Origin of the sequence: Pseudomonas fluorescens NCIMB 11764, assembly GCF_000293885.2 — a bacterium.
Classification (GTDB): Bacteria; Pseudomonadota; Gammaproteobacteria; order Pseudomonadales; family Pseudomonadaceae; genus Aquipseudomonas; species Aquipseudomonas fluorescens_B.
In genome coordinates, this window is the sequence record NZ_CP010945.1 from 5,678,812 (window position 1) to 5,701,336 (window position 22,525).

16 protein-coding genes are annotated in these 22,525 nt (G+C 60.3%); 4 read left to right on the top strand and 12 right to left on the bottom strand.

What is annotated here, in order from left to right; all coding sequences use genetic code 11:
- Window positions 1-5 precede the first annotated feature (5 nt).
- From B723_RS25915 to B723_RS25925, 3 genes are read right to left on the bottom strand one after another with little or no spacing between them, the layout of a single operon-like run.
- Entirely contained in the window at window positions 6-872 is an 867-nt protein-coding gene (locus B723_RS25915) for a carbohydrate ABC transporter permease (protein ID WP_008032762.1), read from the bottom strand.
- Entirely contained in the window at window positions 869-1,966 is a 1,098-nt protein-coding gene (locus B723_RS25920) for an ABC transporter ATP-binding protein (protein ID WP_017339616.1), read from the bottom strand. Before B723_RS25920 ends, B723_RS25915 begins: the two co-directional genes overlap by 4 nt.
- Window positions 1,966-3,060: an ABC transporter ATP-binding protein gene (locus tag B723_RS25925; RefSeq protein ID WP_017339617.1), complete on the bottom strand. Its 1,095-nt coding sequence runs from the start codon at window positions 3,058-3,060 to the stop codon at window positions 1,966-1,968. The genes B723_RS25920 and B723_RS25925 overlap by 1 nt, the downstream gene beginning before the upstream one ends.
- A 318-nt stretch (window positions 3,061-3,378) precedes the next feature.
- On the opposite strand from B723_RS25925, the gene B723_RS25930 reads away from it, so the two are divergent.
- Window positions 3,379-5,226: a sigma-54-dependent Fis family transcriptional regulator gene (locus tag B723_RS25930; protein ID WP_017339618.1), complete on the top strand. Its 1,848-nt coding sequence runs from the start codon at window positions 3,379-3,381 to the stop codon at window positions 5,224-5,226.
- A 228-nt stretch (window positions 5,227-5,454) separates the two neighbouring features.
- On the opposite strand, the gene cysS is transcribed toward B723_RS25930, so the two are convergent.
- Complete coding sequence (gene cysS, locus B723_RS25935; RefSeq protein ID WP_017339619.1) at window positions 5,455-6,837, bottom strand: cysteine--tRNA ligase; 1,383 nt, start codon at window positions 6,835-6,837, stop codon at window positions 5,455-5,457.
- Window positions 6,838-6,854: 17 nt separating this feature from the next.
- On the bottom strand, window positions 6,855-8,555 hold the full coding sequence (locus B723_RS25940; RefSeq protein WP_017339620.1) for a glutamine--tRNA ligase/YqeY domain fusion protein: 1,701 nt from the start codon (window positions 8,553-8,555) through the stop codon (window positions 6,855-6,857).
- Between the two features lie 277 nt (window positions 8,556-8,832).
- Between B723_RS25940 and B723_RS25945 the strand changes: the two genes are divergently transcribed.
- A complete protein-coding gene (locus B723_RS25945; RefSeq protein ID WP_017339621.1) occupies window positions 8,833-9,339 on the top strand; it encodes a peptidylprolyl isomerase in 507 nt (168 codons plus the stop codon).
- Window positions 9,336-10,064 (top strand): UDP-2,3-diacylglucosamine diphosphatase, encoded by a 729-nt coding sequence (lpxH, locus tag B723_RS25950; protein WP_017339622.1) that lies wholly within the window; start codon window positions 9,336-9,338, stop codon window positions 10,062-10,064. The genes B723_RS25945 and lpxH overlap by 4 nt, the downstream gene beginning before the upstream one ends.
- A gap of 21 nt (window positions 10,065-10,085) precedes the next feature.
- Here lpxH and B723_RS25955 read toward each other — a convergent pair whose 3' ends face one another.
- The 7 genes from B723_RS25955 to B723_RS25985 all read right to left on the bottom strand — a co-directional run bounded on the left by B723_RS25955 (window position 10,086) and on the right by B723_RS25985 (window position 21,337).
- Window positions 10,086-11,615: a DHA2 family efflux MFS transporter permease subunit gene (locus tag B723_RS25955; protein ID WP_017339623.1), complete on the bottom strand. Its 1,530-nt coding sequence runs from the start codon at window positions 11,613-11,615 to the stop codon at window positions 10,086-10,088.
- A 241-nt stretch (window positions 11,616-11,856) separates the two neighbouring features.
- Window positions 11,857-13,059 (bottom strand): efflux RND transporter periplasmic adaptor subunit, encoded by a 1,203-nt coding sequence (locus B723_RS25960; RefSeq protein WP_017339624.1) that lies wholly within the window; start codon window positions 13,057-13,059, stop codon window positions 11,857-11,859.
- Window positions 13,060-13,074: 15 nt separating this feature from the next.
- Window positions 13,075-14,544 (bottom strand): efflux transporter outer membrane subunit, encoded by a 1,470-nt coding sequence (locus B723_RS25965; RefSeq protein WP_017339625.1) that lies wholly within the window; start codon window positions 14,542-14,544, stop codon window positions 13,075-13,077.
- Window positions 14,541-15,014, bottom strand: coding sequence for a MarR family winged helix-turn-helix transcriptional regulator (locus B723_RS25970; RefSeq protein WP_017339626.1), 474 nt, complete (start codon window positions 15,012-15,014; stop codon window positions 14,541-14,543). Before B723_RS25970 ends, B723_RS25965 begins: the two co-directional genes overlap by 4 nt.
- Window positions 15,015-15,227: 213 nt before the next feature.
- A complete protein-coding gene (locus B723_RS25975) occupies window positions 15,228-18,896 on the bottom strand; it encodes a translocation/assembly module TamB domain-containing protein (RefSeq protein WP_017339627.1) in 3,669 nt (1,222 codons plus the stop codon).
- Complete coding sequence (locus tag B723_RS25980) at window positions 18,893-20,620, bottom strand: autotransporter assembly complex protein TamA (RefSeq protein ID WP_017339628.1); 1,728 nt, start codon at window positions 20,618-20,620, stop codon at window positions 18,893-18,895. Before B723_RS25980 ends, B723_RS25975 begins: the two co-directional genes overlap by 4 nt.
- Window positions 20,621-20,686: 66 nt before the next feature.
- A complete protein-coding gene (locus tag B723_RS25985) occupies window positions 20,687-21,337 on the bottom strand; it encodes a GNAT family N-acetyltransferase (RefSeq protein WP_017339629.1) in 651 nt (216 codons plus the stop codon).
- A gap of 331 nt (window positions 21,338-21,668) precedes the next feature.
- Between B723_RS25985 and xthA the strand changes: the two genes are divergently transcribed.
- Window positions 21,669-22,481, top strand: a complete 813-nt coding sequence (gene xthA / locus B723_RS25990) for an exodeoxyribonuclease III (RefSeq protein ID WP_017339630.1) — start codon at window positions 21,669-21,671, stop codon at window positions 22,479-22,481.
- Window positions 22,482-22,525: the final 44 nt, after the last annotated feature.

A 22,525-nucleotide genomic window follows, 5' to 3' on the forward strand; every position in this document is an offset into this window, starting at 1 on the left:
AGACCTCAGCGGTTGGCGTCAGAGTGAGTCATGGCGGTGTAGAACAGCCAGGACACCAACAGGATGATCAGGAAGTACACCAGCGAGAAAGCTGCCGCCGGGCCGAGGTCGAACTGTCCGATGGCCATCTGCGTCAGGGTCTGGCTGAGGAAGGTCGTGGCATTCCCCGGCCCGCCGCCCGTGAGCACGAACGGCTCGGTGTAGATCATGAAACTGTCCATGAACCGCAGCATCACCGCGATCAACAGCACGCTCTTGAGCTTGGGCAACTGGATGTGTCGGAAAACTGCCCAGGCCGATGCCCGATCAATCCTCGCCGCCTGGTAGTACACGTCCGGAATCGCCCGCAGGCCTGAGAAACACAACAGCGCCACCAACGACGTCCAGTGCCAGACGTCCATCACCAGCACCGTGACCCAGGCGTCCATGGTGTTGGCCGCATAGTTATAGTTGATGCCCATCGCATTGAGGCTCGACCCGAGCAAACCAATGTCGGCCCGGCCGAAAATCTGCCAGATCGTCCCGACCACGTTCCACGGAATCAGCAGTGGAATCGCCAGGATGATCAGCACCAGCGACGACCAGCGGCCCTTGGTCGGCATGGTCAAGGCGATGGCAATGCCCAGCGGGATTTCGATCAGCAATACGCAGCCGGAATAGATGAACTGACGCAGCAGCGAGTCGTGCAGCCGTGGATCGAGCAGCACCTGCTTGTACCAGTCGGCACCGACGAAGTAGCGGCTGGACTGGTCGAAGATGTCCTGCACCGAATAGTTGACCACGGTCATCATCGGGATCACCGCACTGAACGCCACCAGCAAAAACACCGGCAGGACCAGCCACCAGGCCTTGTTGTTCTGCACCTTGTTCATGGCTGCACCTCCAGCAGGTAATCGTCGGCATAGACCATCAACCACTGCGCCGGGAAGCTGATGTACGCCGTGCCTTCCGGCACCGGTTTGTCTTCGGCCAGGCGCACTTTCAACGGCGCGCCGTCGAGGTTCAGGGTCATGATCTTGTAGGTGCCCAGGTCTTCAACGTGTACGACCTGTGCCTGCATCGCGTCATCAAACGGCTCGTCCCACACATGCACGAACTCCGGACGGATGCCGACTTTCAGGGTTTTCCACTCGGACTCGGCGATGCGTTGCAATTGCGCGTCAGACAAGGGCAAGTGCGTCGAGGCGAATCCGACGCCACCGGGTTGTGGCTGCACTTCGATCAGGTTCATCCCCGGGCTGCCGATGAAGTAGCCGACAAAGGTGTGGCTCGGCCGTTCGAACAATTCTCGCGGCGTACCGAATTGCACAATCTGCCCGCCGTACATCACCGCAATCTTGTCCGCGAAGGTCGAGGCTTCGAGCTGATCGTGGGTGACGTAGACCATGGTGATGTTGAACTGCTCGTGGATCTGCTTGAGCTTGCGCCGCAGCTTCCATTTCAGGTGCGGGTCGATCACCGTCAGCGGTTCATCGAACAGAATCGCCGAGACGTCATCACGCACCAATCCGCGGCCCATGGAAACTTTCTGTTTTTCGTCGGCGGTGAGGTTGCGCGCCTTCTTGCTCAGTAGCGCCTGGAGGTCGAGGACCTCGGCAATTTCCTGCACCTTGCTGTGAATTTTCGCTTCGGCCATGCCCTGATTGCGCAGTGGGAAGGCCAGGTTGTCGAACACCGTCATGGTGTCGTAAACCACCGGAAACTGAAAAACCTGGGCAATGTTGCGCTTCTCCGGGGTCAGGTCGTTGACCGCTTTACCGTCGAACAGGACGTGGCCCTGGGACGGACTGAGCAACCCGGAAATGATATTGAGCAAGGTCGACTTGCCGCAGCCCGAAGGCCCGAGCAAGGCATAAGCACCGCCCTGCTCCCAGACGTGGTCCATCTCGCGGATCGCGTAATCCTCGGGACCGCTCGGCGTACGGGTGTAACTGTGGGCGAGGTTCTGCAAACGGATTTCGGCCATCAGGCAACCCTCGCGATACGGCGGCCGGGCGCCTGGACCAGTCGTCCCTGCGCATCGAACACAAACAGTTTATGGGTCGGAATGTAGATGCGGATCGGTGCATCAACGTCGTATTCGTGAACCCCGGGCAAATGCAGCACCAGCAGGAAATGCTCGTTGCGCACGTGCAGGAAGGTTTCCGAACCGCTGATCTCGGCGACTTCGACGGTCACCGCCAGTTCGAGGTCATCGTCGTTGCTCGGCACCAGCGAGATATGGCTGGGGCGCACGCCGAAGCGGAACTCGCCCTCGCCCACCGGGCGCAAATCCACGTTCAACGGGAAGTGCACGAAGTTGGCGAAGCTGACTTCGTTACCGGCAATCCGTCCGGGCATCAGGTTGATTGGTGGCTCGGAGAACAATTCTGCCGCCAGCACGGTTTGCGGCTGGTGATAGACCTCCGCAGCCTTGCCGCTCTGGATCACCCGGCCTTCGTGAAGAATGGTCGTGGTGCCACCGAGCGCCAGCGCTTCGTTGGGTTCGGTGGTGGCGTAGATGGCGATGGTGTGGCGCGCCTTGAACAGCTCGCGCATTTCCTGACGCAGCTCTTCGCGCAGTTTGTAGTCGAGGTTGACCAGCGGCTCATCGAACAGGATCAGTTCGGCGTCCTTCACCAGCGCCCGGGCCATGGCCGTGCGCTGTTGCTGGCCACCGGAGAGTTCCAGCGGATAGCGCTGGAGAAACTTCTCGATGCGCAGCATCTTCGCCGTTTCCAGCACCTTGCTCTGGATCAGCTCGTTGGAAACACCGCCCTGGCGCAACGGCGATGCGATGTTCTCGAACACCGTCATGGTCGGGTAATTGATGAACTGCTGATAGACCATCGACACGTTGCGCAAGCGCACCGGGCGTTGGGTGACGTCGACGCCGTTCATCAGGATGCGGCCGCTGTCGGGCTTGTCCAGACCGGCCATCAGGCGCATGAGGCTGGTTTTGCCGGACAGCGTGCGGCCGAGCAAAACGTTGAAGGAACCGGGTTCGAAACTAAGGCACGCATCGTCGATCCAGGTCTGGCCCTCGACGGTGCGGCTGACGTGCTCCAGAGTGAGTGACATGGCTCGGCCTTTTTATTATTGGAGTCAAGCGACCGGAGCTACAGAGCGACTTTCGTGCCAGAAAATGCAAGTTGTTGATCTGGCTTGAAAATCCTTCAACAAGCAAAAAAACAGGGTTCGTTGCTGAACAGAAATGAACAACCGCGACTGAACAATTGAACAGTTCAACGGTTGACAATGAACAATAGTGAACAACACTCTACGGACTGTTTACGGCCCCACAAAGTCGTGGTGTGCCAGAACCATCACGTGCGACATTCAACGTGATGTGCAAAAAAACCATAAAAACAATAAAAGCTTGCTCAGAGATCGACTGCCATGGCCGCACCCGCCTCGCCGCTCTCCCACGACGCCATCATCCAGGACTCCTGGTCCCGTTGCCGCGCGTTCGGTCTCGATCACCAAAGCGCTCCGGCATTCGACCAATTGCCGGCCGAGGGCATCGCGCAGTTGCTGGAAAGCCAGCATTCACTGGTGCAGACCACCCACCAGGAAGTCCTGCCCTACTACGAGAACATCCTGAGCAATTCCAATTGCCTGATCATGCTCGCCGACAACCAGGGCCAGGTGCTGACCTCTTGGGGCACTCAGCGCTTCATCGAGCCGAGCCTGACCCGTGGCTTCAGCGCCGGCGCCAGTTGGATGGAGCGTTGTAGCGGCACCAATGCGATCGGCACCGCGCTGGCCTGCGAGCAGGCAGTGCACATCGAGCACGATGAACATTTCCTCAAGGCCAACCGCTTCATGACCGGTTCCGCCGCGCCGATTTTCGATGCCGAACGCAAGGTGATCGCGGTGCTGGACGTGTCCAGCGACAGCTACCTGCCGCCGTCCCACACCCTCGGCATGGTCAAGATGATGAGCCAGACCGTGGAAAACCGGCTGATCCTCAACCTGTTCCATGGCCAGCATTTTCAACTGACATTCAACACCGGGTTGAACAACCTCGACAGCCAATGGGCGGGTTTGCTTATTTTCGATGAGAGCGGCCAAGTACTGTCCGCCAACCGCCGGGCCGACAATTTGCTCGGCATCAGTCTGTCGCGGGTCAGTATCGAGAGCCTGTTCAAGGTGTCGCTGCTGGAACTGCTGAATCAGCCGGACGGCTTGCCCTTCTCCCTCCAGGCCTCCGGGCGTAACCGCTTCCAGTGCCTGTTGAAACGCCCGAAACAGGCACCGATTCAGGCGCGGCTATTTTCTGAAACAAAGAGCGCCGAACCTGCCGCAAACGCGCCCGCCGCGATCAGCCTCAATACGCTGCACTTTGGCGACGGTCGCGTGGAAAAAGCCGTGCGCCAGGCCGAGCGCTTGCTGGAAAAAGACATTCCGCTGCTGATTCACGGCGAAACCGGCGTCGGCAAGGAAGTGTTCGTCAAGGCACTGCATCAGGCCAGCTCTCGCAGCAAACAGCCGTTCATTGCCGTCAACTGTGCAGCGATCCCCGCCGAACTGGTGGAATCCGAGCTGTTCGGCTACGAGAAAGGTGCGTTCACCGGCGCAAATCAGAAAGGCAGCATCGGGCTGATCCGCAAGGCTGACAAAGGCACGCTGTTCCTCGATGAGATTGGCGACATGCCACTGCCGACGCAGGCGCGACTGTTAAGGGTTTTGCAGGAACGCTGTGTTCAACCGGTGGGCAGCAGCGAGTTGTACCCGGTGGATATCCGCATCATTTCGGCCACCAACCGCTCATTGCGCGAGCAGGTTCAGTTGGGCCGTTTTCGGGAAGATCTTTATTACCGGATCGGCGGTTTGACCCTCGAATTGCCACCGCTACGGGAACGCAGTGACAAGCAGGCACTGTTCAAGCGCTTGTGGGAGCAACACCGCGAGCCGTCGCAATGGGCCGGGTTGAGTCGAGAAGTGCTCGAACTGTTCGGCCGTCATCCGTGGCCGGGAAATCTACGTCAGGTCAGCAGCGTGATGCAGGTGGCGCTGGCCATGGCCGAAGAACAACCGGTGCGGCCGGAGCATTTGCCGGATGATTTTTTTGTCGATCTGGAGATGGAGCCGGTGGATTCGCCGGAAACCCTGGCGGTGGATTTGAATGATGCCGAGGATTTGAATCGGCAGTTGCAGGCGGCTGGGGGAAATATTTCGCATTTGGCGCGACGTCTCGGAGTCAGCCGCAACACCTTATACAAGCGGTTGCGCCAGGCTGAATAACCAGCCGCCCACACTGTTTGTGTTCGACTGAAGACCATCGCGAGCAGGCTCGCTCCCACAGGGAATCTGTGCCGCGCACAGCACTCAAACATAGCTAAGATCCAATGTGGGAGCGAGCCTGCTCGCGATGACGCCAGCCTGGGCACCGCTGCACTTGCTCCGACCCAAAAACAAAAACCCGCACAAGGCGGGTTTCTGCTTTTGTAAAAGGCGTAGCAATCACAGCAATCAGTCAGCCAGACGCCAGGTCGTGCCGCCCTTGCCATCTTCCAGCACCACGCCCATGGCGGTGAGCTGGTCGCGGATCCGGTCGGATTCAGCCCAGTCTTTAGCCGCACGAGCCGCCAGGCGCGCCGCAATCAGCGCATCAACCTCAGCCGCATCGACCCGCCCTTCAGCACCGGCCTGCAGGAAGTCATCCGCCTCCAGCTGCAACACACCCAACACACTGGCCAGTTCCTTCAAGCGCGCCGCCAGGCCCGCCGCCGCGTCGAGATCGCTCTCGCGCAAACGGTTGATCTCGCGAACCATCTCGAACAGCACCGCGCAGGCTTCCGGCGTGCCGAAGTCGTCGTTCATCACCTGGGTGAAGCGCTCGACAAAGGCTTCGCCGCCAGCCGGCGCCACGCTCGGCAGGCCTTTCAACGCATGGTAGAAACGCTCGAGTGCGCCTTTGGCGTCCTTGAGGTTGTCTTCCGAATAGTTGATAGCACTGCGGTAGTGGCTCGACACCAGCAGGTAACGCACGACTTCCGGGTGGTACTTTTCCAGCACATCGCGGATGGTGAAGAAGTTGTTCAAGGACTTGGACATCTTCTCGCCATTGATGCGAATCATGCCGCAATGCATCCACGTGTTGGCGTAGGTCTTGCCGGTCGCCGCTTCGCTCTGGGCGATTTCGTTTTCGTGGTGCGGGAATTCGAGGTCGCTGCCGCCGCCATGAATGTCGAAGGTCTCGCCCAGGCAGCAGGTCGACATCACCGAGCATTCGATGTGCCAGCCCGGACGCCCGTCGCCCCACGGTGACGGCCAGCTCGGCTCGCCCGGCTTGGCGCCTTTCCACAGCACGAAGTCCAGCGGGTCCTGCTTCGACTCGTCGACTTCGATCCGCGCGCCGATGCGCAGGTCTTCGATTTTCTTGCGCGACAGCTTGCCGTAGCCCATGAACTTGGCGACGCGGTAGTACACGTCGCCATTGCCCGGTGCGTAGGCGTAACCCTTGTCGATCAGGGTCTGGATCATGGTCTGCATGCCAGCGATGTGATCGGTGGCCCGCGGCTCCATGTCCGGCTTGAGGATATTGAGGCGCGCCTCGTCCTCATGCATCGCGGTGATCATGCGTTCGGTCAGCAAATCGAACGGTTCGCCGTTCTCCCTGGCCCGGTTGATGATCTTGTCTTCAATGTCGGTGATGTTGCGCACATACGTCAGGTTATACCCGCTGAACCGCAACCAGCGGGTCACCAGGTCGAACGCGACCATGCTGCGGCCATGGCCAATGTGGCAGTAGTCGTACACGGTCATCCCGCAGACGTACATGCGCACATTGTTGCCATCCAGCGGCTTGAAGACTTCTTTGCTCTTGGTGAGCGTGTTGTAGATCGAAAGCACGTTAGAGGTTCCTTGAATCACTGGCCCCACGAATCACGCAAGGTCACGGTACGGTTGAACACCGGATGACCGGGTTTCGAGTCCTTGATATCCGCGCAGAAGTAACCTTCGCGCTCGAACTGGAAACGGTCTTCCGGCTGTGCATTGCCCAGCGAAGGCTCAGCACGACAACCGGTCAGCACTTGCAGCGAGTCAGGGTTGATGTTGTCCAGGAAACTGGCGCTGTCTTCGGCCTTCTCAGGGTTCGGCGAGCGGAACAGGCGATCGTACAGACGCACTTCGCACTCGACGCTGGCCGCGGCCGGTACCCAGTGAACCACGCCTTTGACCTTGCGGCCTTCAGGGTTCTTGCCCAATGTTTCCGGGTCGTAGGAGCAACGCAGTTCAACGATGTTGCCGTCGGCGTCCTTGATCGCTTCGTCGGCACGGATCACGTAGCTGCCGCGCAGACGCACTTCGCCGTTCGGCTCCAGGCGCTTGTAGCCCTTTGGTGGCTCTTCCATGAAGTCATCGCGGTCGATGTAGATTTCACGGGAGAACGGAAGCTTGCGCACACCCAGTTCTTCTTTTTGCGGATGACGCGGCAGTTCGAGGTGATCGACCTTGTCTTCCGGGTAGTTGGTAATCACGACCTTCAGCGGACGCAGCACGCACATGGCGCGCGGAGCGTTCTGGTCCAGATCCTGACGAATGCTGAATTCAAGCATGCCGAAGTCGACCACGCCGTCGGAACGGTTGGTGCCGACCATGTCGCAGAAGTTGCGGATCGACGCCGGCGTGTAGCCGCGGCGGCGGAAGCCGGACAGCGTGGACATGCGCGGATCGTCCCAACCGAAAACGTGCTTTTCATCGACCAGTTGCTTGAGCTTGCGCTTGCTGGTGATGGTGTAGTTCAGGTTCAGGCGGCTGAACTCGTACTGACGCGGTTTCGCCGGCACGGGCAGGTTCTCGAGGAACCATTCGTACAGCGGACGGTGGCTTTCGAACTCCAGGGTGCAGATCGAGTGGGTGATGCCTTCGATGGCGTCCGACTGACCGTGGGTGAAGTCGTAGTTCGGGTAGATGCACCACTTGTCGCCGGTCTGGTGGTGATGCGCGTGACGGATGCGGTACATGATCGGGTCGCGCAGGTTCATGTTCGGCGAGGCCATGTCGATCTTGGCCCGCAGCACGCGTGCGCCGTCCGGGAATTCGCCGGCGCGCATGCGGGCGAACCAGTCGAGGTTCTCTTCGACGCTGCGATCACGGAACGGGCTGTTCTTGCCCGGCTCGGTCAGGCTGCCACGGTATTCCTTGGCTTGCTCCGGGCTCAGGTCGTCGACGTAGGCTTTGCCGGCCTTGATCAGTTCAACGGCCCAATCGTGCAGCTGATCGAAATACTGCGAGGCGTAGCGCACTTCGCCGGACCATTCGAAGCCCAGCCATTTGACGTCGCTTTCGATCGCGTCGATGTACTCCTGGTCTTCCTTGGCCGGGTTGGTGTCGTCGAAACGCAGGTGGGTGACGCCGCCAAACTCCTGGGCCAGACCGAAGTTCACACAGATCGACTTGGCGTGACCGATGTGCAGGTAACCGTTGGGTTCAGGCGGGAAACGGGTGACGATCTGCGTGTGCTTACCCGAGTCCAGGTCCGCCTGGATGATCGGGCGCAGGAAATTGACCGGCACGGCAGGGCCGGTCTTGGAATTCGAGGTAGGGTCGACAGTGGGCTTGCTCATAGGATCCTTGAACGTACAAGTGCGCGGCCAGTTGGCCAAATCAAAGCGGCGGTTAAAACAAAGGGGCTTATCATAGCCGATGCCGTCAAGTCGCTGACAGTACAGGCCCGAAAACGGCTGCATTTAATCGGATGCAAATGAAAAACAGCCTCGAAATTCGCGCCCGGCACGCTAAACTGCGCACCTTGGCCGACACCGGCCGGACCGGTTGAGGGCTCAATAGCCCCGAAACCCACGAATTCCCAGAAAACGCAGTACCTAAAAAGAGTCCCCGATCATGACCCAAGTCAAACTGACCACCAACCATGGCGACATCGTCCTGGAACTGAATGCCGAGAAAGCCCCGATCACCGTGGCCAACTTCATCGAGTACGTCAAAGCCGGTCACTACGAAAACACCGTTTTCCACCGCGTCATCGGTAACTTCATGATCCAGGGCGGCGGTTTCGAGCCAGGCATGAAAGAAAAGAAAGACAAGCGCCCAAGCATCCAGAACGAAGCCGACAACGGTCTGCCGAACGAGAAGTACAGCGTGGCCATGGCTCGTACCATGGAGCCGCATTCGGCGTCCGCCCAGTTTTTCATCAACGTCGCTGACAACAGCTTCCTGAACCACAGCGCCAAGACCACCCAGGGCTGGGGCTACGCGGTGTTCGCCAAAGTCGTTGCCGGCACCGATGTTGTCGACAAGATCAAAGGTGTTTCCACCACCTCCAAGGCCGGCCACCAGGACGTGCCAGCAGACGACGTGATCATCGAGAAAGCCGAGATCATCGAAGCGTGATACTGCTGATTTCAGACTTGCATCTGGAAGAGGAGCGCCCGGACATCACCCGGGCGTTTCTGGATTTGCTCGCCGGACGCGCCCGTTCGGCGAGTGCGTTGTACATCCTGGGCGACTTTTTCGAGGCGTGGATTGGCGACGATGCCATGACGCCCTTTCAGCGTTCCATCTGCCAGGCCCTGCGCGACCTCAGCGACAGCGGCACGGCCATTTTTCTGATGCACGGCAATCGCGACTTCATGCTGGGCCAGGCCTTCTGCAAACAGGCCGGCTGTACGTTGCTGAAGGACCCGAGTGTCGTGCAGTTCAACGGCGAGCCGGTGCTGTTGATGCACGGCGACAGCCTCTGTACCCGCGACGAGGCTTATATGAAGCTGCGTCGCTACCTGCGCAACCCGATTACCCTGTTCATCCTGCGCCACCTGCCCCTGCGCACTCGCCATAAACTGGCGCGCAAACTGCGCAGCGAAAGCCGGACGCAGACGCGGATGAAGGCCAATGACATCGTGGATGTCACGCCGGAAGAAGTGCCGCGGATCATGCAGGAATATGGCGTGAAGACATTGATTCATGGCCATACCCATCGCCCCGCCATCCACAAGTTGCAGATTGGCGAGCAAGCGGCCAAACGCATTGTGTTGGGGGACTGGGATCGTCAGGGCTGGGCGTTACAGGTGGATGAGCACGGGTTTGCACTGGCGCCATTTGATTTCGCTACCCCTTAAGATCAAAAGATCGCAGCTAAATCAATGCCCTGCCGCCGCAGGCCCGGCCTTCGCCGCAAACGGCGGTTTCGCCAGCCACACGATCACGATCAACCCCATGAACGCCCACCCCAGCAACGTGAAGTAATCCACGGTGGAAAGCATATACGCCTGACTCGTCAGTACATGATCGAGCTGCGCGTACGCCGGGTTGCTCGCACCGCCCAGGCTGTTCAACGCCTCCCGGGTCGCGGGCTCATAAGTGCTGATGCTTTCGCTCATGTAGGCATGATGCTGATCCGCCCGGCGAATCCAGATCCAGGTCGTCAATGACGCCGCAAAACTGCCGCCCAGGGTCCGCAGGAAGGTCGCGAGGCCTGCGCCGTCGGCGATCTGGCTCGGTGGCAGGTCCGACATCAAAATGCTCAAGGTCGGCATGAAGAACAGCGCCACGCCAATGCCCATGAACAGTTGCACCAGGGCGATGTGCTGGAAATCCACTTCGTTGGTGAACCCGGCGCGCATGAAACAGCTCAGGCCAATGGCCAGGAACGCCAGGCCTGCCAATAACCGCAGGTCGAACTTGTGCGCGTACTTGCCGACAAATGGCGACATCAACACCGGTAAAATCCCGATCGGCGCCACCGCCAACCCGGCCCACGTTGCCGTGTAGCCCATCTGGGTTTGCAGCCATTGCGGCAGGATCAGGTTGATCCCGAAGAACCCGGCGTACCCCAACACCAACACAATCGTACCGATGCGGAAGTTGCGATACGCAAACAACCGCAGGTTGACCACCGGGTGCTGGTCGGTCATTTCCCAGATCACGAACACCGCCAGCGCAATCGCGGAAATGGCCGCGCCGATGAGGATGAAATTCGACTCGAACCAGTCGAGGTCGTTGCCCTTGTCGAGGATCACCTGCAACGCGCCGACACCGATGATCAGCGTGATCAGACCGACGTAATCCATCGGCTGATAACTGGTCACCACCGGCCGCGCCTTGAGCTGCGAACGCACGACCATGACCGCGAAAACCCCGATCGGCACGTTGATAAAGAAGATCCACGGCCAGCTATAACTGTCAGTGATCCAGCCCCCCAGAATCGGCCCGGCAATCGGCGCCACCACCGTGACCATCGCCAGCAACGCCAGGGCCATGCCGCGCCTCGCGGGCGGATAGACCGCGATCAGCAGCGTCTGGGTCATCGGGTACAACGGCCCGGCCACCAGGCCTTGCAGCACCCGAAAACCGATCAGCTCCGGCATCGAGGTGGAAATGCCGCAGAGAAACGAGGCCAGCACAAACAGAATGGTCGCCCAGAGAAACAGCTTCACCTCACCAAATCGCCGGCTGAGCCAACCAGTCAGCGGCAGAGCGATGGCGTTGCTCACCGCAAACGAGGTGATCACCCACGTGCCCTGCTCCGAACTCACGCCCAGGTTGCCGGAAATGGTTGGCAACGCCACGTTGGCGATGGTGGTGTCGAGCACTTGCATGAAGGTCGCCAGCGAAAGGCCGATGGTGCTGAGCAGCAGGCTGGGCGGCGTGAAAGACGCGTTATTGCTCATCGCGAATCCTTTGAAACCTGATGGGCGCTGCGCCTGTTACAGACACAGCTGACCTTGTGGGAGCGAGCTTTTGTGGCAAGGGAGCCTCTGTGGTGAGAGAGCTTTGGTGGAACAGCTTTTGTGGCAAGCCAGCTTTTTGTGGCGAGGGAGCTTGCTCCCGCCGGGTTGTGAAGCGGCCCCAAAAGCTGTGCGACTGCTTCGCAGCCGAGCGGGAGCAAGCTTCACCCCCACAGGTTCAGTGTCAGCGCTGAGCGGTTTTGCTGACCGCCGCGCTGTTGTCGTGGATCAACTGCGTGATCATGGCGTCGGCCTCTGCCAACTGCCGGTCATAGACGTTGGTGCTGAACGAAGCCTTTTGCGGCGTCTGTTGCGCCAGCACCGGACCGCTCTGGTCGCGCAGGTTCACATCGACCTGAGTCGACAGGCCAACGCGCAAAGGGTGTTTGGCCAATTCTTCGGCGTTGATGTGAATCCGCACCGGCACACGCTGCACGATCTTGATCCAGTTACCGGTGGCGTTCTGTGCCGGCAGCAGGGCAAACGCGCTGCCGGTGCCGGCGCCGAGGCTGTCGATGGTGCCGCTGAACTTCACGTCGCTGCCGTAGAGGTCGGCCTGGATATCGACCGGCTGGCCGATGCGCATGTCGCGCAGCTGGGTTTCCTTGAAGTTGGCGTCGATCCACAGCTGATCCAGCGGAATCACCGCCATCAACGCGGTGCCCGGCTGGACCCGTTGACCGAGTTGCACAGAGCGCTTGGCAACATAACCGGTCACCGGTGCAATCAAGGTGCTGCGGGAATTGTTCAGGTACGCCTGGCGCAATTGCGCGGCGGCCGACATCACGTCAGGGTGCGACGACACCACGGTGTCATCCACCAGGGCGCTGGTGGTTTTCAGTTGCTGCTTCGCATTGGCCAGGGCGTTTTGTGCCGAGATCAGGTCGTCACGAGCGTGGGACAGTTCTTCCTGGGAAATCGCCCCGCCTGCCGCGAGATTTTTCCGGCGGTTGAAGTTGTCCTGAGCCTTCTGCACTTCCGCCTGCTGAGCATTGACCTGGGCTTTCATGCCGTCGACGTTGCTGTACAAACCACGCACTTGACGCACGGTGCGAGCCAGATTGGCCTGGGCACTTTGCAGACCGACCTGTGCGTCGTTCGGGTCGAAGTTGATCAGCACCTGGCCTTCATGGACCAGGTCGCCATCGTCGGCACCAATGCTGACCACGGTGCCGGTGACCAGCGGGGTGATTTCCACCACGTTGCCGTTCACATAGGCGTCGTCAGTGCTCTCGTTCCAGCGCCCGTAGAATTCGTGATAACCCCAGACGCCGACACCGGCGAGGCTCACCACGATGGCGAGAACGACCAGCATGACCTTGCGTTTGCGCGGGTTGCTGGTGTCTTGCGCGTTGTCAGGGGTTGGGGTGTTTTCTGCAGTGGCCATGACCATCACCTTGAATTAGTTGTGCTGCGTGGCTGGGGTTGCGTTGGCCGCGGTCAGGGTGTCGCCCTGAAAACCGCCGCCCAGCGCTTGCATCAGTTGGATCGACAGGTCGATCCGCTCCGCATTCAGGTTGGCCAGCTGACGCTGGGCCTGGAGCAACTGCTGCTCGATGCTGAGCACGTCCAGGTAGTTTCCGATGCCGGAACCGTAACGCTGGACCACGGTGTTGTAAGAATCCTGGGCAATGTCGGTGGCGTGCTGCTGAGCGCCGATTTGCCGGCCGATATCGCGCAACTGATTGATGGTGTCGCTGACATCACCCAGCGCTCGCACCAGGCTTTTGTTGTACTGCGCCACCGCGAGGTCGTAATCGGCGTCCCGGGCATCGAGGTCGGCGCGCAGGCGGCCACCGTCGAAAATCGGCACCGAAATCGTCGGCGCGATGTTGAAGAAACGACTGGCCGAACCAAACATCGCGTCACCCAACAACGATTCGGCACCGGCCGCGGCGCTCAGGTTGAGATTGGGATAGAACCGGGTTTTTCCGGCATCGATGTTCTTGCTCGCCGCCTCGACGCGCCAACGTGCGGCGACCAGATCCGGACGACGACCGAGCAACTCGGCGGGCAGGACCGATGGCAACGCGACGGCGCTGGCCTGAAGGATCTTCGGCCGGGCGATGTCGTTGCCGCGGTCCGGGCCTTTGCCGAGCAACACCGCCAGGGCGATTTTCGCGCTTTGCAGGCGTTTCTCAGCGTCGATCAGACTGGCTTCGGACGTGGCCTCGAGACTTTCGGTTTGCTGGAACTGATACTGACTGTCGATCCCGGAATTCAGGCGACGCTGGCTCAGATCGAGCATTTGTCTGGTGCGCTTGAGGTCTTCCTGGGCCAGGTCGTGAACGATATGCGCCTGCCCCAGATCGCTATAGGCGCGGGCAACGTCGGCGGACAACGTCAGTTGCGCCGCTTGCTGATCGACTTCGGCAGCGCGAGCCTGGCCCAACGCCGCTTCCCAGGCGTCACGCTGACCGCCCCAAAGGTCGAAGTTGTAATTGAAACTGGCGCCGATATTACGCACGGTGGAGTACGCATCGCCCTCGCCTCGCGGGTCTTGATCCCGCGCCAGACGCGAACGGCTGACGCCGGCGCTCGCATCGAGGGTCGGCATCCGCGCCGCGTCGGCAGCGTACGCAGCAGCGCTGGCCTGATGGGCGCGGGCGTCGGCGATCTGCATGTCCGGACTGTCGTGCAACGCTTCGCGGATCAGACCGTCGAGCTGCGGGTCGCCGAGGCTTTTCCACCAGTCGCTTTTCGGCCAGGCCGCGGGCGACAGGGTCACGCCGCTGAGGGATTGCCCGGCCTTGAGGGTTTTCGCATCGAGGCTTTTGCCTTCGGTGGTCAGGCCGCTGTAGCTGGCGCAACCGGCCAGGGTCATGGCCGCCAGCACCAGGCTCAGGCCGGCACGCAAGGTTTTGCCGCTCATTGGTCACCTACCCGCAGCAGCGTGATCGAGTCACCGGCTGCCACCAGAATTTTCTTCAGGATCTGTTCCAGGGTTTTCAGCTCGTCCGGAGTGATCGCGCCAGCCAGTTCGTTCATGGCGTCGGCACCGATTTCCGGCAGACGGTCGGTCAAGCGTTGGCCTTGCTCAGTTAACACAAGCTGCACCTGACGGCGATCCGCCTCGGAACGCTGGCGGGCGAGGAAGCCTTTCTGTTCCAGACGATCGAGCATGCGGGTCATCGAACCGCTGTCCAGCGACAGGTGACGGCACAGCTCGGCCGGGGTGTCGACACCGAACTGCGCCATGATGATCAGCACTTTGAACTGCGCGGCGGTGATGCCGTGGGGTTCCATGTGCGTGTCGATGATCCGGTCCTTGAGCAGCGCAGCGCGCCCGAGCAAGAGGCCGAGATGACACGTGTGGAATTCGTCCGGGGTGAAATGCTTCATCTGACCACCAATTAGCTGCCTAGGCAGAGAATGTATTTCGAGATGTTACTGCCTAGGCAGCGAATGTCAACGTAATAGTTAGGTTGCTTTGTATTTAGCGGATAAATGGCGGATTGGAAAAACAAAAAGATCGCAGCCTTCGGCAGCGCCTACAGGTGTACACAAAACCCTGTAGGAGTTGCCGAAGGCTGCGATCTCTTGATTTTGAGGGGTCTAGAAATCCCGCTTGTAGAAGATATCCAGCGAACTGGCCACGCCACCCGCCGCTTCGAGGTAAACCTTCTTGCTCAGCTTGTAACGCAAGGCAATGGTGTTGGCCGGTTCGAACACACCAACGCCATAACGCAGGCTGAGTTTCTCGGAAATATTGCCGCTGGCCACCACGCTCGTCGTATTGCCGCTGCCTTCGGTATCGAGCTGGAAATCCTGAATTCCCAGGTCGCTGGCCAGTTTGCCGGTGACCCCGGAACTGCCCATCAAACCCAGGCCGAGTGCGGCCTGCGCCAGCATGTTGTTGTCTTCACCGGTCGTACTCAGCGGACGCCCCAGCACCAGATACGACAAGGCCTGTTCCTGACTCATCGCCGGTTCGGAGAAAATCTGCGTGGTCGGCTGCTCGGCGCTGCCGCTCAGGCGAATGCCGGCGATGACGTCGTCGGTCTGGCGAATCGCCTCGATGTCCAGATACGGCTGATCGATCGGGCCGGCAAACAGCAAGCGCGCCCGACGCACCGTCAGCCGCTGGCCATAGGCGCGATAACGCCCGTCGTTGAGCCACAGCTCGCCGCGGGTGTCCATGTTGTCGCCGATGTGCACGTGCCCTTGCAGGTTGGCGGTGAGGCCAAATCCGGCGAAGCTCAGTTTGTCCTCGCCAACTGCCACATCGATGTCCATTTTCATCGCCAGTGGCGGTGTGCCCTCTTCGGTTTGCTGACCGATGATCACCGTGTCATCGGAGACTTTGACTGTCGATGGCGGTAACTCGCGCACGGTGATTTCACCCCGCGGCACCAACACTTTGCCGGCAATGGCCAGCTCGTCGCCCTTCATCGAGATCTTCAGGTCCGGTGCGACTTCGAGCTTGGCGTACGGTTCGACCGTGACCGGCAACTGCGAGCCTTTGAGCGCCAGATCGACCACCAGCGCCTGACCCCAGGCGATACTGCCGGTCAAGCTGCCCTGCCCGCTCTTGCCGCTTTTCCAGCCGCCGTTCAATTGCACCGTTTCACCGGCGATCAGCGCTTGAAGCTGCAAGGCTTCAAGGTCCATCGGCAGCTCAGGCCCGGAGATTTCACCGTCGCTCAGTAACAGATTGCCGTTTACCAGAGGCGCCATCAGCGTGCCTGCGATCGTGCCGCTGCCATTCAGCCGTCCGGTCAGTTTCTCGACCATCGGCACAAACGGTCGCGCCACGGACAAATCGAGGCCATTGAGACGGAAAGAGCCACTCAGCGGCTTGTTCTTCGGCAGCGGATTGATCTGCGCCTGCACACTCAATTCGCCAAGCTTGCCGCCGACGAAGCTGAGGTCGGTGTCGATGCGTTTGGGCGTGAGTTTGCTGGTGAGTCTCAGGGTCTGGTACGGGAAATCCAGCCACTGATCCTTGTCCTTGATGCGCAAGGTGCCACCGCTGGCGTCGAGGCTGATCTGGCCGTCCGGGCCGCTGGCGGGCAGGTCCAGTTGCAGGTCGGCGTTGAGCCGGCCCTTCCAGGCGAAATCCTTTGGCAACCACTGCGCCAGGCTGTCGATCGGGAATTGCTTGAGGTGATATCGCAGCTTCGGCTCAGGCATCAGGCGCTGATCTTCACCGCACAGACTGGCCGGCCCGGACATCCAGCAATGGGCACCGAAGTTGATTTTGCCGTCCGCCAGCCGTTCAAGTTTCGCCGGACCTTGCAGTTTCCAGTCCTGACCGCCGGCCTGTATATCGCCACTGGCCAGACGTCCGCGCCAGTTGCCTTTGTCCAGATTGCCGTCGAAGCCAAGGGCCAACTTCAGCTGCGGGCCTTGCAGATCGAGCGCCAGTTTCTGATTCTTGATATCGCCCTGACCGCTGGCGGTCAGCGTGCCCAGCGAGGTGTCGCCCGCCTGGATGCCGCGGCCCTTGAGGTCGATTTTCGCCCGTTGCGCGCTGTCGAGGGTGGCGTCAAGGTTCAGGCTTTGCAGGCGATTGTCCTGGAACGCCAGCTGCGTGCCTTGCAGCCCGAGCTTGCCTTGCGGCGCCTTGAGCGTGCCGGCGACATCGACGCGGCCATTGAGCTGACCACGCAATTGCGGCCAGAGCTGGGCCAGGCGCGACAGCTTGATGTCGATCTGTCCGGCGAGCTTCTGTTGCAGGCTGCCCTTGCCGGTGATGCTGTTATCACCCAGACGGATTTGCAGCGCGCTGAGGTTCCATAGCTCACCGGCGCCATCGGCCTTCGCTTGCAGAACGGCCGGTTGGCCACGCAGTTTGCCCTTCAGATCGAGGTCTGCATTCAGGCTGAGCTTTTCATTCTTCATCTCGCCTTTGCTGCGCAACGGTCCGGCCAGGGTACCCGGCAACTCCCCAACCCAATACGCCGGGTTGATCGCCGAGAGGTCGAGCGCGGTGTCCCAGGCAATGCCATCGGCAAATTGCAGATTCAGGTGCCCTTCGGCCTTGCCCTGCCCGGCTTCGAGCTGGATTTGTTGCAGGTAGATTTTCGTCAGGTCACCGGCGAACGGGCTGCTCAGGCTGAACGCTCCGGCCGGGCCATCCAGCGCCGCTTTGAAGTTGCCGAGGTAGTTGCCGTCGGTGTAAGAGACCTCACCGTTGAAGCTGCGCAGGGCCACTTCCGGCTCATCGATCAGCGGATAAAGCCGGTGCCAGGGGAAATCCAGCCAGTCGATTTTCGCTGTGGCGTTCAGGCCTTTGCTCCAGTCCACAACGCCAGTGAGCTTGAGGCTTTGCTTGTCGTTGGCGGTCAGGTCCAGCGCGGCGATCTGCGCGCCGTTGGCGTCGACCTTGCCTTGCAGCGACAACGCGACCGGGCCCTGCTCGGCGGGCAGCGAGGCGTTGCCGCGCAACTGGTAGCCGTTTTTCAGGTCACCGTCGCCGGTGAGCTCCACTTGATTGAGTTGCAGCGTGTCCGGCAGATCGGCGCTGGGTTTAAAGCCGTCGGCGGTGATCCGCACCGTAGCCGGCAGATTGTCCACCAGCGGCTGCAACTCGCCGGTCAGTTGGCCGTTCAGGTAACCGCTGCTCTCGGCTTTCAGGTTCAGGGTTTTCAGCAGGTCGCCGTCAACCTTCAGGGCCAGCGCCCAGGGTTCAGGGGCTGGCAGGGTCAGTTTGCCTTCGGCCTTGATTGGCCAGTTGCCGGTGGGCTGCAGCAGACCGGACAGGTTCAGGCTCAACTCGTCTCGTTGCAGTTGCACGGAGTCGATCTGCAACCCCCGTTCGGTCCAGTGCGCCGCCAGTTGCAGGCCTTTGAGTTCTTCGCTGCCATTGAACAGCAGGCTGCCGATCTGCACATCGCCCAGTTGAATGGCCAATGGCAATTTCAAGTCCGGCAGCGTGATCGGTCCGCTGTTTTCTTCGTCGGGGCCCGGCGGGAATTGCAGGCTGACCTGATCAGCCTTCAGTTGCTCGATGCACAGGGTCATGCGCGTCAGGCACAACGGCGACCAGGCGAAAATCACTTTATCCAGCTCAACCCGACTGGTGTCCTGCTGCCAGACCAGATGGTCGGCGCTCCACTGCCCGCCCAATCGACCCTGGAAATTCTCGACGGTCAGACCCGGCACAAACCCGAGTGCCCAGCGGCTGCCGGTCGCCGTGCCCAGCACGGTGGTCACGGTCAGCAGTACCAGCATCAGCAGTGCCAGAATCGCCAGCAGCGTTACTTTCAAACCACGCTTCACAGCTCAGGCCCCATGGAAAAGTGCAGTCGAATACCGCCGTCGTCGTCCATCGCGTGGGCCAGGTCGAGGCGAATCGGCCCCACCGGTGATACCCAGCGCACGCCGATACCGACGCCGGTCTTGAGGTCGGGCAGTTCGAGTTTGTTGAAGGAGTTGCCCTGATCAATGAAGGTCGCAACCCGCCATTTTTCGGCGATGGAATATTGATACTCGACGCTGCCGGCAATCATGTAGCGGCCACCGATGCGGTCGCCGTCGGAGTTTTCCGGGGACAGGCTCTGGTAGTCGTACCCGCGCACGCTCTGATCGCCACCGGCAAAGAAGCGCAGCGACGGCGGCACCGATTTGTAGCCGTTGGTGGCGCTGCCGCCCACCTGCACCCGACCGAGAAAACGGTGTTTATCGAACACCGTGGTCAAGCCTTTCACCAGCGCCGTGCCGTACAGCAGGTTGGTGTCTGAAGCCAATCCTTCCTTGGCCACTTTGGTTTCAAATTGCAGGCGATAGCCGTTGTGCGGATCGATGCGGTTGTCGCTTTTCAGGTACGAATAGCTGACGCCGGGCATCAGCAAGGTGCTCAGCCCCGAGTCGTCGCCGAGCCGATACTCTTCGCGCTGCCATTTCAGCGACACCACCCGCTGCCAGCCGTTGGGCAACTTGCTGTGCCACTCGGGACCGAGGGTCAGCAACTTGCTCAGGCTGTCCTTGTCGGCAATTTCTTCACTTTGATAACCACCGGCGAAGCGCAGTTTGTCGGTCAGCGGCGGGTCGAGTGGAATGTCGTAGAACAGCCCGACGTTTTGGCGTGGCGCCGAGACTTCGGTTTCCCAGCCATAGCTGTGCCCTTGCGGGTTGACCCAGTGTCGGGTCCAGTTGGCCTTGACCCGTGGGCCGACGTCGGTGGAAAAACCCAGGCCGAGGCCCATTGTTCGTGGCTTGCGGGTTTCGAGTTTGACGTCCACCGGGATCACGTCGTTCCTGGACGCCGTGGGCGCGGCATCGACGCGCACGCCTTCGAAATAGCCGCTCGATTGCAGATTCTGGTTCAGTTCGGCGATCAGTTCGGAGTCATACGGCGCTCCCGCCTTGAACGGCACCATGCGTTGCAGCAGTTCTTCGTCGAATGGCGTGTCCCCCTCGAAACTGACTTTGCCGAGGGCATAACGTGGGCCGCTTTCGTAGATCAGTTCGATGTCGGCAACGCCCGCTCGCGGGTCGACCGACAGCTTCTGCCGAGTGAAGTAGCCACTGAAAAAACCGAAACGCGAAGCCTGGTTCTGGATCAGCCGCTTGGCGTCTTCGTAGCGGCCATGATTGAGCACCGCACCGGTTTTCAGCGCGTCGCTTTTCGGTACACGAAAGGATTTGAGGGAAGCGGCAGGGCCGTCGATGCGAATAGTGACATTGCGCAAATGCACCGGCTCGCCCGGATCGACATTCATGACCAGGCGCGGCGTGTTGCCGCCCTTCACGTCCGTGTCGATCTGCGGCTGGTAATAACCCAGGGCCTGGGCAGCCTTGCGCGCCTGCTCTTCGGCGCCACGACTGAAGCGCAACAAGGCTTCTTCGTCACGATCGCCGAGGCTGCCGATATAGCCTTCTATATTGGCCTTCAGTTCGTCGTTGGACGGTTTGATCCGCACATCCAATTCGCTTTGCGCCAGTGCCGCGCAGCTGGTGATCAGCATCAGCACGCCACTGGTAATTCTTCCTGGAAACTTCATAGGCGCGGATGCTATCACGAGCTTGGGAGCGTGATAGAGCCTTGCGTCCCGCGAAAGTTCTACCGTTTATGCCGAAGCGGTTTGCAACACTTGCGGATTGGCATGGAAAAACACATGTTCGCGGACCGGTCCTACGGCGACCTCGCCGATTTCTTCATAACCCTGACGCTTGTAGAACTCCAGATAACGCGGATTCCCGGTATCGAGCACCACACCTTCGGAGTGTTCATCGACCGCGCACCAGTTGTGCACCGCCTGCAACAGCTGCTCGCCGAAGTGCTTGCCCTGGAATTGCGGATGAATCCCCAGCAACGGCAGCAAGTGCACCGAGTCGGACGGCACGCACGCCATCACTGCATCGTGGTACTCGAGGTAGCGGCGCGTGCAGCGAAACCCGGTGCTGAGCACCATCCGCAGGCGCCACGCCCAGCTTTCGGTAATGCCCAGGCGACGTTGCGGCGGCGCGATCAGGGCGATGCCGATCAAGCGATCGTTGACCAGCAGGCCGATGGCCGGCAAATCCTGAAGAAAGTGCTGTTTGACCAGTTCGCGCACGGTGGCGCGGACCCGCTGTTCATAACCGGGGCGCTCGGCTTCGAAGAGGTAGCCGTAGGTCGGTTCGTGGCGGTAGGCCTGATAGAGCAGGGAGCGGGCTTCGCGGGAGTAGCCGCTGTCGAGCATGTGGATATCGGCGATGGCGGTCGAGGTTTCGGGCATAGCGGTAGATCTCCCCGGCACAGCTCGGGTGGCTGCGCTCTTATTGGTACGAGTTTGTCTGCGCCCATACAGTTCCTTGCTGATCTGGAATCAGTGCGGGTGCCTAAGTCGTCATTGCGAGCAGGCTCGCTCCCACAAGGTATAGACCAGTCTCGATAATCGGGAGGTGACACCGATCAATGTGAGAGCAGCGCTGCGACGATTCGACTTGCTCGCGAAGAGGCCAGTACTGCCAATAAAGATCTGACAGAACACAGTAATTCGCCCCACCCCACCCTAGCCCCAATCCCACAGGTCAGCTAGCATCGCCCTTTTGCCAGGACTGCCGACCATGAAGATCGTCTCCTTCAACATCAACGGGCTGCGCGCTCGCCCCCATCAGCTGGCGGCGCTGATCGAAAAGCATCAACCCGACGTGATCGGCCTGCAGGAAACCAAAGTCCATGACGACCAGTTCCCGCTGGCCGAGGTTCAGGCGCTGGGCTATCACGTGTATTTCCATGGGCAAAAGGGTCACTACGGCGTCGCCCTGCTCTCGCGCCAGGAACCGCTGGCGCTGCACAAAGGTTTCGTCACCGATGAAGAAGACGCTCAGCGCCGCTTTATCTGGGGCACTTTCGCCGATGCCAATGGCGTGCCGGTGACCATCATGAACGGCTATTTCCCACAGGGCGAAAGCCGCGACCATCCGACCAAATTCCCGGCCAAGGAGCGTTTCTACAACGATCTGCAGCACTTGCTGGAAAGCCAGTTCCACAACGAACAGCCGCTGGTGGTGATGGGCGATGTGAACATTTCCCCGGAAGATTGCGACATCGGCATCGGCCCGGACAACATGAAACGCTGGCTGAAAACCGGTAAATGCAGCTTCCTGCCGGAAGAGCGCGAGTGGATGGCCCGACTGAAGAACTGGGGCCTGGTGGACAGCTTCCGTCACCTGAACCCGGACGTGTCCGACCGTTTCAGCTGGTTCGACTACCGCAGCCGCGGCTTTGAAGATGAACCCAAGCGCGGGCTGCGGATTGACGTGATCATGGCGTCCCACGGGTTGTTGCCGCGGGTGAAGGATGCCGGCGTGGATTACGAACTGCGCGGCATGGAAAAGCCTTCGGATCATGCGCCGATCTGGCTTGAGTTGAGCTGATCCGCCGAGCATTAGCGACAAACTACTGTGGGAGCGCGCCCTTT